The following is a 13,732-nucleotide window of genomic DNA, read 5'->3' as shown; positions in this document are numbered from 1 at the left end:
GGTTTTATGTTGTGATTTGTTCAAACTATGTTAATCTAGTGAACATATTTTAAGCATTTGTCTATGGATCAGGGCAATGGGAAAAAACAAAAAATTAGGATGTTTCACATTATTATTGTTATTTACGCCATTTACGATGGCAATGCAGCCACTTGATGATCAAAGTTTGTCAATTGCAACTGGGCAAGATGGTCTTAATATTGGTGTGCAACTTTCAAAAATAGACTTTAATCAAATAGCTATTATTGATACGGATGGTTTTGCAAAAAAAGGTGAAACCGCGTTAACTCAAGCGGCATTAGTTATGGCAGCAAATCCTAATGCTGTGACTCCTACTCTGGGTGTGGATTTCGTTCAAACATTTAATGCTAATGGTACTATTCAGAATAATACATCACAGTTATTGCAAGCTGTTATTGACACTGACAAAGGTAATAGTGGTGCATTTGCGAATATTGCAATTAAATTTGGTAGTGGTGTCAATGGTATACGTATACGACCATTATCAGTTTATTTAGTACCGCATGATCCTGTAAATATCGATGCTATTTCAACAATAAATGCTTCAAACTATGTAAGAAAGTCTATATTTACAACAGGTACGACTTTAAAGCCGAATATTAAGGAATTATTGCGTACTAGCAATATTGACATTGAGTTCATGCCTAATAATAAGCCAACAATGAATTTTCAATTGGGTAGTGCTCCTCAAAGTCATATGTTGATGTTTGGCGGTGCGATTAAATCAATTTGTGGACCAACTACCTTAAACCCAGATGGTTGTTCAATTAATTTAGTGTCTGGAAATACAGGTGCTAAATTTAATTTACAGTTGACTGCCAATGATACTGACCCAACGGATACAACCGCTGGTTTTTCTTTAAGTGGGTTTTATGCTGGAATTGAAGGGAAAACGGGGACAAATCCAACGGAAACAGGTAGTGTTGTTTTTGGTAATATTGGTAAATCTGAAAAATTTGATGCTTCTATAAATAATCTTTGGCTAGGAGATACGATTCCTACTGGAAGTCTAGATTCTAATACGTTTAATGGCCTACAGAATGGCTCAATGGGGAATTGGGGAATTAAAGGTGCGAATATTACTGATCTAAAAGTGAAAATAAGTGGTTTATAGCTCTTTTAGTTAATATCATTTATGTTTTGATATTGTTTAATTTATTTTTTTATTTAAATAATCAAACAAGGTTAGTAAAGGAAATTTTCTCTATCTAACCTTTCATAAATGTTGGTATATAATTCAAGATGAAACTAATAATTTTTAATTCAGGTATTTAAATGGCTGATAATTAATTCCAGCTGTTTCTCTTTTTTTACTTTAGCCCAAAGCTCTTGAGCCTCTGGATAGGCTTTGGTCATCATACCTAACCATTGCTTATAACGACCGATCATTCCAATTTCAGTTTTGTACTGGCCACTTAAAAAGCGTTGCTGGAGTTGCACTAACTCTGGCCAAGAAAGGATTGCTTGATCACTATTCTCTCGAATACATAAGGTTAGATCTGGTGTAGTCACAGCACCTCGACCAATCATAATATCATGGCAATCTGACTGCGCTATACAAGCTTTGGCATCAGTATTATTCCAAATCTCACCATTCGCAATCACATTGATGTCTAAAGCTTCGACGATTGGCTGAATTTTTTCCCAATAGGCAGGTGGAGTATAGCCATCTGCTTTAGTACGCGCATGTACGGTAAGCCAATTTGCGCCAGCATCTTCTATCGCATGTGCATTATCTAAAGTGTGGTTTTCATCTAGATAGCCCAGACGCATTTTAGCTGAAACGGGTATATGTGCAGGTACAGCATCACGAACTGCTTTAACTAAGAGGTGTACGGTTTCAGGTTCATCCAATAGAACAGAACCGCCACGATGACGATTAACGGTTTTAGCGGGACAACCAAAGTTAAGATCAATTGCTGGAGCACCGAGTTCAACAACTTTCGCTGCATTTGCTGCTAACATTTCTGGATTATTGCCAAGAAATTGAACATGAACTGGTGTACCAGCCGCAGTTTTACCTGAGTTTTTGAGTTCAGGACAAAAACTATAATAAATATGATCTGGAAGAATACTATCGGTAATACGAATAAACTCGGTTACGCACCAATCAAAACTGCCAACATGAGTGAGTACATCACGCATGATCGGATCAGTTAGACCTTCCATTGGAGCGAGCACAAGTTTCACGATTATTATTACCTAATTAAAAGAATACAGCGTTATACGCATTTTCAGATAGGCTGTCTAGTTTATTATGAAGCTAGATATTAACGTCCCAAAATCATTTCTAAAACGAACTTACTGCCGATAAAACCAATTGCAAGTAAGACAAAACCTGTAATGGTAAAGCGAATTGCTTTGCGTCCGCGCCAGCCAAATTTGTAATGCCCAATTAAAAGCGCACCATATAAAAACCATGAAATAATACTAAAAGCGGTTTTATGAGCAAGATGCTGAGCAAAGAAGTTATCAATTGTAAAAAAGCCAAAGAGAAGTGCAGCAGTGAGTAAGCCAAAACCTGTAATAATTAAATCAAAGAGTACCGATTCCATCACTTGGAATGGTGGAAGTAAGTTAACCCAAATTCGTCTTTTTTGTTTCTTCTTAAGTTCTCTATCTTGAAACCAAAGCAATACTGAATGAATAGTTGCCATCAGTAAAACAGCATAAGCTGATAAAGAGAGGATGATATGAAGATCTAAACCTAAGCTATGTTGTTCAATCACTTGGTTCGGTTGACTAAAAGTATATCCTAAAATTAAACCAATTGCGGCAACAGGAGTGCCAATTAAATTTAATGGCAAGATTGGTCGAATTAAACTTAAAATTAAACTGAGTGCTAGCATCAGCCCCGAAGTGAATGACATCAGGTTAAATACATCATAATTCACGCCAATTGGTGTCATCATATCTTGATAGAGCACAGTACTATGCAGTAGTAGCCCTAGACCAATCATAATCGAATAACACCAAAGATTTGGAGTACGTTTTGACATCAAACGTATAAACAAATACCAAAAAGAACTGGTATAGGCTACAAGTGCCAAAATTGTGTAAACCAAGGGGAGACTGATCATGTCAAACCTTTTTCAGGGGGTTGAATAATATTCACTATATAAGATGTAAATTCGCTTCGAACTACAGTATCCTATAGCATCTTACGCATAAATTTTCTATTTTAAGAAAGATTTTTTTGCAACTAGCCATTTTAAGCGGATTTCGCAATGTTTGATACCTTAACAGAACGACTCACACAGAGTTTAAGAAATGTTACTGGCTCAGGGCAGCTGACCGAAGACAATATTAAAGATACCTTACGTGAAGTACGTATGGCACTTCTTGAAGCCGATGTGGCATTACCTGTAACTCGTGAATTTATCGCGAAGGTTAAGGAAGAAGCTCTCGGTCAAGAAGTCATGACTCAGCTTTCTCCAGGTCAGGCATTTGTAAAAATTGTCTATGATGAACTCACCAAAATGATGGGTGAGGCAAATGAGACTCTAGATTTAAGCGCAAAGCCACCTGTCGTGGTTTTACTTGCAGGTTTGCAAGGTGCGGGTAAAACAACAACTGCCGCAAAATTAGCGCGTTTTCTGAAAGAGCGCCAAAAGAAAAAAGTAATGACTGTTTCTGCTGACGTCTATCGTCCAGCCGCAATCAAGCAGTTAGAAACAGTATCCAATGAAGTTGGTGTGGGTTTCATTCCATCAGAAGCATCTGAAAAGCCAATTGATATTGTTAATCGTGCGATTGAACAAGCTAAAATCCAGTTTGCTGATGTTTTAATTGTTGATACTGCAGGACGTCTGCATGTCGATGAAGACATGATGGATGAGATTAAAGAATTACACGCTGCAGTTAAGCCAACAGAGACTCTGTTTGTTGTCGATGCGATGACAGGTCAGGATGCTGCTAATACAGCAAAAGCGTTTAACGATGCTTTGGCTTTGACTGGTGTTATTCTCACTAAAACTGATGGTGATGCACGTGGTGGTGCTGCACTTTCTGTTCGTGCGATTACAGGCAAACCTATCAAGTTCTTGGGTATCGGTGAAAAACTAGATGCACTTGAGCCATTCCATCCAGATCGTGTTGCACAACGTATCTTAGGTATGGGTGACGTACTTTCTTTAGTCGAAGAAGTTGAACGCAAAATCGACAAAGAAAAAGCCGAAAAAATGGCGAAGAAATTGCAGAAAGGCGGAACCTTCAACTTTGAAGATATGCTGATGCAATTTGAGCAAATGAGCAAGATGGGCGGTATGATGGGCTTCTTGGATAAGTTGCCTGGCATGAGTAACTCTGGTATTCAAGATGCGATTGCACAAGCAAATCCTGAAAAGCAAGTGAAAAAAATGGAAGCGATTATTCAATCGATGACCATTAAAGAACGCCGTAACCCAGATTTGATGAATCCAAGCCGTAAAAAACGTATTGCTGCGGGTTGTGGTATGGACGTTGCTGAAGTGAATAAATTAATTAAGCAACAAGCCCAAATGGCGAAAATGATGAAGAAATTTGCGAATCCGTCAGGAATGAGCAAAATGTTGAAGTCATTAGGTAATATGCAAAAACAATTTGGTGGCGGTAACATGGGACCTTTATTTGGTAGTAATGAACCAAAGAAATAACCTAAAGCTACTTAAAAAAGGCGCAAATTGCGCCTTTTTTGTTAAATCTTACTTGTGCATCTAAGTATCAATTTAATACAGAAAATCAATATGAAAATAAACAAATAAGGGACAAAATAATTTTAAGTATTTGTTTTATATTTATAAAGTGTTATATATGTCACATAATTCGAACGGTAAGGTATTTATACTACATTGTGAAAATGCAAATCCAGAGCAGCATTGGTATTTATGGTTAGAACAACAATTAAAATCTGAAGGAATTGCCGCTGAACGGATATTCCTTGCGGATTCGAATCACCCAGAAGCTGAAATTTGGCAAACTTGTTTAGAAACACAACTACAAGATTTAAATGAACAGAGTATTGTTGTTGCCCATGGATTGTCTTGTATTGCCGTGGCTCACTTTCTAGCAAAGCGTCTGCAACAAACTCAGTTGAAAGCATGCCTATTTATTGCTGCTTTTAATGAGCCTATACCCAAATTTCCTGAATATGATGAATTCATCAAGCATTCTAATTTTACCAGTGGCGTAATTCGAGCCAATGTTAAAAGACGCCTCGTTTTCTTTTCTACGAACGATCCTATTGTTCCAGTGCCTTTGACTTTTAAATTTTCAAATTTACTGAATGCCCAACTGATTGAAGCTGTTCAGGCAGGGCATTTTCGTACTGAAGATGGATATACGATGTTTCCTCAGTTGTTCCAGATACTTCAAACATTAGTTAATGCTGACTTAAGTTGAACGTAATTTTTTAGTCCTTTAAGTAAGAGATCAGATTCAATTAAAGGTTGATGATGTTGTAGAAATTTGGCAAATATCTCCGCATCTCCACCTGTTAAAATCAGATGTTTAGGTGACTGTTGCATAATTTGATCAATGGTACTAATTAGACCTAGCAAGATACCATGATGCACAGCATCAACGGTGTTGTGTCCTGGTTTCAAATTATCGAATGCAGAGTCAGGAATTTTAATACCTTTGGTATTTTGAATGAGTGAATCTCGTTGTAAATATAAATTTGGCAGAATATAACCGCCTAAATGTTGTAACCCTTCTACTAAATCGATGGTCAGCGCTGTACCACAGCCAATCACACAAAAGTTTTGATCAGGTTTTGAAATTGCTAAGACCTGTAACCAACGATCAATCCCGAGTTGACTTGGGACATCATAACCACAACGAAGCCCTGCATAATTAGCATGTACCTGAGCGAAGATAATTGGAATTTCCAAAATATCGAGGATCATTTGAATACGTTGATTATTTTCTGTATCTAAAACAGATGAAATTCCAACCTGACTTAAATTTTGATGCCTAAAATGTTGAATTAAACCTAACAGTAAATCGGCAGGTGACTGTAAGTGTAATTCTGCAGCATGCTCAAGCACTTGATCATTTTCGGTAATCCAATATTTTAAACGGGTATTACCAATATCCAACCATAGACTTTTCATAAAATGATCATTCCTTAAATTGGTGCGAGGCGTAAACGGCCTTGATAAAAGGGTTGAACATGATCGGTTTTAATTAGTACAGCACCATCATTGGAGATGCCTTGAAAACGCCCTTGAAGCTTACCTTGCGCATGTTCAAACTCAACTTGTTGATTGAGCCATATTGCATGATGATTAAAGCGTTCAGCTAAATTATAACTGCCATGTTCAAACCATTGAGAAGCCTGTTGAATCGCAGTATAGAGCTCAGCAATCAGCGTTAAACGATCAGTATGAGCTAAACCGAGCATCGCCAGAGAGGTAATTGGCTGATCCGCATTTTCTACAGGGGGCGTGTTTAAGTTAATGCCTACGCCAACAATCGCTTGATGAGGGGAAAGTGGTTCAACCAGAATACCTCCCCATTTTCCTTGAGCGCTATATAAATCATTTGGCCATTTAATTTGTAAACTTAGACCTTGTAAGCTTGGCATTTGTAGGATATTTAAAGCAACTTCCAGTGCAAGACGACCATCTAAAGCTGTTTTGGTTTGAATCAGTGTGCTTAAATAAATATTACCTTCAGGAGAAGACCATTGCCGTTGGTGCTGACCTCGACCTTGTGTTTGCTGTGCACTGCAAACTAATCCTGAGCTAATGCCTTTTTGTGCAATTTCACGCATATCATCATTTGTCGATGTTGTCGTCGTTTTGAGCAAGACTATTTCAGGAAATTGATTTTTTGCATTAAGTAATTGCTGAAGCTGGCGAGTTGCTAAATCTTCCATTGTTTTATAAGTAGAGTGGTCATGTGTTTATGGAGTTAATCATATATTTGCTGATTGGCGCAATTGCTGGATTTACTGCAGGTTTGTTTGGCGTTGGCGGTGGATTAATTATTGTACCAATTTTATATATTGTATTTACTCAAATGCATTATGATCCGAATGTGATCATGCATATAGCAGTGGGGACATCTCTAGCTACAATTATTGTAACATCAATTAGTTCTGTGACCGCTCACCATAAAAAAGGTGCTGTCTTATGGAATGTATTTCGTAATTTAGCACCAGGTTTAGTTTTAGGGTCTTTTTTAGGTGCAGGTGTGGCTGATTTACTCTCTGGGCAGCATTTACAGTTAATTATTGGTGTATTTGCAGTGTGGATGTCGTACAAAATGTTTAGCGGAGCGCATGCTGTTATTGATCCAAATCGCCACTTACCATCTGCACCATTACAGTTTATTGCTGGTGGTGGAATTGGAGTGGCGTCTGCGATATTTGGGATCGGTGGTGGTAGCCTAACAGTCCCTTATTTGAACCGTCATGGTGTGGTGATGCAGAAAGCAGTGGCTACTTCAGCGGCGTGTGGATTGCCGATTGCGATTGCTGGTGCAATCGGATTTATGTGGTTTGGTGCAAAAGAGCAAATTAATGTGCCAAATACGATTGGTTATGTTCATATTTATGCTTTTCTTGGTATTAGCGCGATGAGCTTTATTACAGCTAAACTGGGAGCAAAAGTAGCACATCGCTTATCAGCTGCGATGTTAAAAAAGTGTTTTGCAGGCTTATTAGTTGTTGTTGGCTGCTACTTTATTTATAAAGGTTTAATTTAAGTTATCAGCCCGTAATGTACTTCAATTGTTGCGATTAAGGTTTCGACCAATAGCAAAACATCATCTTGTTGACGTGCATCGACGAAAAACAGAGGGTAATTAACGCCTTGTGTTGCAAGCCAATCTCGGTACATCGAAAGCGTTCTTTCTGGTTTCCGGTCAATATGAGTAATCGCAATCACAATATTATTACCAAATGGTTTGAACGCTTCTACATATTGAGCTAGATCGAGTAGTGGATTTTCAGCAGCATGGTCAATCATGACAATCGTACCAATTGCACCTTTGCAAATTACAGCCCAAATAAACTCAAAACGTTCTTGTCCAGGCGTCCCGTATAACCCGACTTTGACGCCATCATCTAAAGTAATCTCACCATAATCGATACCGACAGTGGTGAGCATTTTTTCATGCGATTCAATATCAGTATTTAAAGCCTCGGTGCTGAGCACATCAATTTCCGAGAGGGCATTTATCGCCGTGGATTTACCTGACCCCATGGTTCCACCAAAGACAATTTTATATTGTTGTAAAATCATAGAATTATCCTAGGTTAGAAGCCTAAACGGTTACGTAATCGACCAAACAGTTTTTTCATAAAATTTTGTTCAGTCATATTTTGACTATTTTGCGGATGATAATTGGCTTGATGATCTTTGATAATTTTGCCGTAATTTGCACCTAAACTTGCTGCGACAAATTGCTTGACGCGCTGTTCAGGTAATTTTAATTGGCTGGCTACAACTGAAATTTCAGCCCCTTTAGCAAAACAAGCAGCCATACGTAAAATATCTTGGCGCTGAATTTTATTTATCGGTTGTGGCCAAATTTCTAAATAAAAACTTGATGCAGATGGAGGGCAAAGTTCATTAAAATCTTTTGATGCCCAAAGTAAATTCCATAACCATTGTTTTAAATCTTGTTGTGATGTCTCTGTGATCCAAAGTTGGTCATTTTGTGTGGCGTAGGTGTAATTCAAGCTTGGATCTGTATGTAATGTTTGTAGCATCGGATTTTGCCAAACCCATTCGTTACGAGGGTCTGCAATTGCAACTAAACCATTGTTATCAAATAACTGAATTTTCCCATTTTTAGGATTTAGGATTTCTTGTAGAACTTCCCTGATTTGTTTCCGATGAATTGTAGTATTAGTTGCTTGAGGTGGGGATATTTTCTCTATCGCAGCATTTTTAGATAAGCGTTCATTTAGCCATTGATGTAGGGAGTGAAGATGATTCAATGGTAGATATAGAATGTCATCTTCGATTGAACTATTTTTATCTGCATCATTGGCAATTTGTAGAACATTAATATGGTTATTTTTGATTAAGCTTTTGATATTCGGTGAATCAAAAAAGACATGATTGATCATCAAAATATCGAGCTGCGGTTCAGCAATATTGCTCCAATTGACTTGGATATGACTAGGAATAGCAGTTTGTACATGTTCTTTTAATTCATTCAATGTTCTGAGACTGAGCCCAAAAATTGCGATATTAACAGCTTGATGAACACTCATAATGCTACTCATAATTACTGAGCAATTCAGTAAAATTAATAAAAATGTGCTTATATTGGTAAAAATATTATTTTATGTGATTTATATCAATAAATTTTTGGTAAATAAACTAATTTTCAGATATTCGGTTAACACGATTTCGTAAGCTTAACTCATTGATCTTAAAGATAAGGAATTTAAATTTTTAATCAAATATTTCCTCAAAATATTGTTTTTATCTTTCGATTGACTTAAAAAGCAATAAAATTGTTAGACAATGATATAGAATTTATGCAGTGAGATCAGTTAAAACAAAAAAGCGCAAATAGCATTGGAATATGCGTATAACAACGATAGCGAGGGGATCATGAATCTCGAAGAGGCTGATAGTCTTTCTGAACAGATTGCAAAATATATTAGTGAACAAATTATTAGTGGTGAGCTGGTTGAGGGAGAGCGTATTCAAGAGCTACGTATTGCGAAAGAATTAGATGTGAGTCGAGGTTCTGTTCGTGAAGCTTTGCTACTGCTAGAACGTACTTATTTAATTGAAATTTTCCCACGACGTGGTGCAATTGTTTCTGAAATGTCAGCTCAACAAGTTAAAGCTTTGTTTGATACCAATGTCATGGTACTTGGGCATATTGTGCAACGAATTAGTGAGACTTGGAGAGTTAACGAGGCTGAACAGCTACAGACCTTATTAGATCAACTGGTTGAATTTGTACGTGCCGGGGACATTGAAAAATTCTACGATTCGATTTTTAAATATTTAGCAGATCAGCATGATATGGTGGCCAATCCCTATTTAATGCAATTTTATAAAGAACTGTTGCCTTCGTTACGTCGTAGCTACTTTTTAACCTTAAATACTTCACGTCGTGAATTACAGGAATCTTTTACCCTGTTTAAGTTAGTGATTGATGCTATTTTGATCCGAAAATCACAACAAGCTGCTTTATTTATGGAAGATTTTTGTCGACACTTACGTAACCTTGTGTTGGAATCTCTGACACGTATGAAACAGATTGAATTGGCTTGGGCTAGACGCTCACGCCGCTAGTTAGGGCAGTATGCGTTTAAGCAGTTTAAAACTTTCAGGCTTTAAATCTTTTGCCGATAGTACTACATTACATTTCAAAGCAAACCGTACTGCGGTGGTTGGACCGAACGGTTGCGGTAAATCAAATGTCATCGATGCTATTCGTTGGGTGATGGGTGAATCCAATGCACGTCAGTTGCGCGGCGGTAGTATGCAGGATGTCATTTTTACTGGGACGGCTAAACGGAAGCCTGTTGGTGTTGCCAGTGTCGAACTTCGTTTTGATAATACCTACGGTAAATTAGGTGGGTCTTATAATGCCTATAGCGAACTGGCAGTCCGTCGCCAAGTCACGCGTGAAGGTAAGTCTGAATATTTCTTAAATGGCACGCGTTGTCGTCGTCGTGATATCACCGATATTTTCTTGGGGACAGGCCTAGGGCCGCGTTCTTATGCGGTGATCGAACAGGGTATGATTAATCGTCTGGTCGATGCCAAGCCTGAAGAAATGCGTGTGTTTATTGAAGAAGCGGCAGGAGTGTCACGTTATCAGGCGCGTCGTCGTGAAACCTTACAGCATTTAGAACATACTGAACAAAATCTGGCACGTTTAGACGATATTGCGGCTGAACTAAAATCTCAACTCCGCAGCTTGAAGCGCCAGTCTGAAGCTGCAATTCAATACAAGACCTTAGAAGGGCAGATTCGAACTTTAAAAATTGAAATCCTTTCGTTCCAAGCCAATCAAAGTCAGAAATTACAGCAAGAATATACCGTTGAAATGACGGCACTGGGCGAAAACTTCAAACTGGTTCGTTCTGAGTCACAGACCATTGAGCACGATCTTGAAGCCACCAGTGCTTTATTCCAGCGTTTAATTCAGCAGTCTTCGCCTTTGCAGCATGAATGGCAACAGGCCGAGAAAAAGCTGTCTGAATTAAAAATGACCTTAGAACAAAAACAGAGTTTATTCCAGCAAAACAGCAGTAGTTTGGTTCAACTTGAACAGCAAAAATTACAAACCAAAGAGCGTTTACAATTATCAGAGTTACAGGTCGAAACTTTAACAACTCAATTTGATGAGCAAAATGAAAGCTTACTTACCTTAGAGCAGCAGACACAAACGTCTGAGCACAATTTTACTGATGTTCAAGCTCAACATAAGCAAGCACAGCAGCAATTTGAACAACTGAAAACTCAAGTCGATCAGCAACAGCAAAAAAAGTTGCAGATGGCTGCGCAAATTGAACAGCTCGGTAAAAACGTGCTGCGTATTGAACAGCAAAAGCAGACCTTACAAACACAAACCACTCAGATCCGTGCTCAGGTTCAGGATGATGAACAGGCGCAGTTAGAACAATTGCAGCAGCAACTGCAGCAGGAAATTATTGCGTTAGAAACTGCCATTGAGCAATTACAGCAGGATGTTCAGACTAAGCAAGATCAACAACAGTTGCACAAGGCTGATGTACAGAGCCTCAAAACTGAGATTCAGGTTTTATTGGCTGAACAAAAGAACTTAAATCAGCTCGTCGCCAAGCAAAGCCCGAAGCAGGATCAACATGCAGTTCGATTGATGCAAAGCCTACGTTTAAGCGCTCAAGCTAAAGCGCATGCAAGCATTATTGAGAAGTTCTTAGCCAAATGGTTACAAGCGCGGTTGATTGAGAATGGGCAAGCCTTCCAAGAGGGCATCTCACGACAGTTAAAATCATCACCACAGCAGCCTATTCAAGTTGCAGAGCTGACCTGTTTGAGTGAATGGATCGAGGCACCACAATCTTCTTTATGGGCCAATGTCGCCGTTGCAGAAGATTTAACCACAGCTTTGCGATCTCAAGTGGATCTCGAGCAAGCACAATCCATTTTAACGCTGGATGGTTATCATGTCGGCTCAGATTGGGTGATTGCACTGCACTATGATGAAGACAGTCAAACTGCGCAGGGGATGCTCAGTCATCAAGTCCGTTTAGAGGAAATTGAACAGCAACTGGTACAGAAGCAACCGCAACTGCTTGATCTGGAACATCAGTTTTCTCAACAGCAGGAAATGTTGCAACAGCAGCAACAGCACTTGCAGCAGCAACAGCAAAACCTGAAGCAAAAGCAAAAAGAGCAGCAACAGCTGGATGTACAAATTGCTAAACTACAAAGTACGGCACAGGCATTTGTGTTGCAGCAACAGCAATTGGCAGATCAACTAAAACAGCTTGATCTACAGCTTGAAGAAGATGCCATGCAGCGTGATGATCTGGAGATTGATCTGCATGCACTGGCATTGAAATTAGAAGCGGTGTTGCCGAACTATAAGACGCTACAGTTTCAGGTGGAAAACTTGAATGAGCAGTTGGATGAGCAACAACAGCAGTTGATTCAACAACAACAGCAACGTGAAGCTTTGCGTCGCCAGACCTCGCAAGCCAATCAGCAAATTGAGTTATTGGAAAAAGATATCTCGTTCCTAAAAACACAATATCGTCAAATCATTGAACAAATCGAACAGGCCAAGAAGTTTGTTGATCCGATTCAGCTTGAGCTGCCGAACTTGGAGTCACAATTCCAACAGCAATTCCAGCAAACAGAAAAACTGCAAAAAACCTGGAATGAATGGCAGTTGGAACTGAATCAAGTACAAGAGAAGCAGCAGCAACTCACAGAACAACGCCATCAAGCTCAACAGAAAGACGAGCAGGTGCGTGAGCAGTTGGAACAAAAGCGTTTAGCATGGCAGGCAGCAAAATCAGATCGTGAACATTATCTGGAACAGCTGAAAGAATTAAATGCGGAAGCTTTATCTGATGTGTCGATTGAAATTAAAGATCATCAGCAGAAACTGGAAAAAGCCCAGCAGCAATTTGAGAAAATCGGTGCAGTGAATTTGGCGGCTTCACAAGAATACGAAGAAGTGTCGCAACGTTTTGATGAACTGAGTCACCAGATGCAGGATCTACAAAATACGGTTGATCAACTCAAAGACGCGATGAAAAGTATTGATCAGGAAACACGTAAGTTATTTATGACCACCTTTGATCAGGTCAATCAAGAGTTACAACTGTTGTTTCCAAAGGTATTTGGTGGTGGTGAAGCGACTTTAAGTCTTGAAGATGATTGGCAGTCTGGGGTGAAACTGATGGCGCGTCCACCCGGCAAGCGTAACAGCTCCTTGGCCTTGCTTTCAGGCGGTGAAAAGACGCTAACGGCTTTGGCTTTGGTATTTGCCATCTTTAGATTGAACCCTGCACCGTTCTGCGTATTGGATGAAGTTGATGCACCACTTGATGATGCCAACGTACAACGGTATTGTAATTTGGTAAAAGAGCTTTCTGAACAAGTGCAATTCATTTACATTACACATAATAAATTGGCGATGACCATGGCAACTGATTTACTTGGAGTCACCATGCCAGAGCCAGGCACATCAAAATTAGTGACTGTCGATTTAGAACAGGCAAAAGAATACGGGTTAGTTGCGGAGTCTTAGT

The 13,732-nt window shown here is 39.0% G+C and carries 12 protein-coding genes; 6 read left to right on the top strand and 6 right to left on the bottom strand.

Annotated features, from left to right (window positions below; genetic code table 11):
- Positions 1-76 precede the first annotated feature (76 nt).
- Complete coding sequence (locus tag IEV17_RS13595) at positions 77-1,135, top strand: DUF6160 family protein (protein WP_004663669.1); 1,059 nt, start codon at positions 77-79, stop codon at positions 1,133-1,135.
- Positions 1,136-1,284: 149 nt separating this feature from the next.
- Here the strand turns inward: IEV17_RS13595 and IEV17_RS13590 are convergent, their stop codons facing one another.
- Complete coding sequence (locus IEV17_RS13590; RefSeq protein WP_004663666.1) at positions 1,285-2,211, bottom strand: tRNA-dihydrouridine synthase; 927 nt, start codon at positions 2,209-2,211, stop codon at positions 1,285-1,287.
- A gap of 80 nt (positions 2,212-2,291) precedes the next feature.
- Positions 2,292-3,101 carry a cytochrome C assembly family protein gene (locus IEV17_RS13585; RefSeq protein ID WP_004663665.1) on the bottom strand — a complete coding sequence of 270 codons (810 nt, stop codon included), beginning with the start codon at positions 3,099-3,101 and terminating at the stop codon, positions 2,292-2,294.
- Between the two features lie 147 nt (positions 3,102-3,248).
- Here IEV17_RS13585 and ffh point away from each other — a divergent pair, with 147 nt between their 5' ends.
- Positions 3,249-4,655, top strand: coding sequence for a signal recognition particle protein (gene ffh, locus IEV17_RS13580; RefSeq protein ID WP_004663664.1), 1,407 nt, complete (start codon positions 3,249-3,251; stop codon positions 4,653-4,655).
- 157 nt (positions 4,656-4,812) lie between these two features.
- On the top strand, positions 4,813-5,400 hold the full coding sequence (locus IEV17_RS13575; RefSeq protein WP_004663663.1) for an RBBP9/YdeN family alpha/beta hydrolase: 588 nt from the start codon (positions 4,813-4,815) through the stop codon (positions 5,398-5,400).
- Here the strand turns inward: IEV17_RS13575 and IEV17_RS13570 are convergent.
- Positions 5,370-6,113 carry a pantothenate kinase gene (locus IEV17_RS13570; protein ID WP_004663662.1) on the bottom strand — a complete coding sequence of 248 codons (744 nt, stop codon included), beginning with the start codon at positions 6,111-6,113 and terminating at the stop codon, positions 5,370-5,372. The two genes, IEV17_RS13575 and IEV17_RS13570, sit on opposite strands and share 31 nt — an antisense overlap.
- Before the next feature lie 14 nt (positions 6,114-6,127).
- Positions 6,128-6,880, bottom strand: a complete 753-nt coding sequence (locus IEV17_RS13565; RefSeq protein ID WP_004663660.1) for a biotin--[acetyl-CoA-carboxylase] ligase — start codon at positions 6,878-6,880, stop codon at positions 6,128-6,130.
- A 29-nt stretch (positions 6,881-6,909) separates the two neighbouring features.
- Here IEV17_RS13565 and IEV17_RS13560 point away from each other — a divergent pair, with 29 nt between their 5' ends.
- A complete protein-coding gene (locus IEV17_RS13560) occupies positions 6,910-7,710 on the top strand; it encodes a sulfite exporter TauE/SafE family protein (protein WP_004663659.1) in 801 nt (266 codons plus the stop codon).
- Here the strand turns inward: IEV17_RS13560 and IEV17_RS13555 are convergent.
- Together IEV17_RS13555 and IEV17_RS13550 are read right to left on the bottom strand one after the other, a co-directional pair.
- A complete protein-coding gene (locus IEV17_RS13555) occupies positions 7,707-8,249 on the bottom strand; it encodes a GTP-binding protein (RefSeq protein WP_004663656.1) in 543 nt (180 codons plus the stop codon). The two genes, IEV17_RS13560 and IEV17_RS13555, sit on opposite strands and share 4 nt — an antisense overlap.
- 14 nt (positions 8,250-8,263) lie before the next feature.
- Entirely contained in the window at positions 8,264-9,229 is a 966-nt protein-coding gene (locus tag IEV17_RS13550) for a hypothetical protein (RefSeq protein WP_004663654.1), read from the bottom strand.
- A gap of 346 nt (positions 9,230-9,575) precedes the next feature.
- Between IEV17_RS13550 and IEV17_RS13545 the strand changes: the two genes are divergently transcribed.
- Together IEV17_RS13545 and smc are read left to right on the top strand one after the other, a co-directional pair.
- Positions 9,576-10,271, top strand: a complete 696-nt coding sequence (locus tag IEV17_RS13545; protein ID WP_004663651.1) for a GntR family transcriptional regulator — start codon at positions 9,576-9,578, stop codon at positions 10,269-10,271.
- Positions 10,272-10,281: 10 nt separating this feature from the next.
- Positions 10,282-13,731, top strand: coding sequence for a chromosome segregation protein SMC (smc, locus tag IEV17_RS13540; RefSeq protein WP_004663649.1), 3,450 nt, complete (start codon positions 10,282-10,284; stop codon positions 13,729-13,731).
- Position 13,732: the final 1 nt, after the last annotated feature.

It is taken from the genome of Acinetobacter modestus (assembly GCF_014636095.1).
Lineage (GTDB): Bacteria > Pseudomonadota > Gammaproteobacteria > Pseudomonadales > Moraxellaceae > Acinetobacter > Acinetobacter modestus.
Note: the sequence above shows the minus strand (reverse complement) of the source record. Positions and strands in the feature narration are given on the sequence as shown.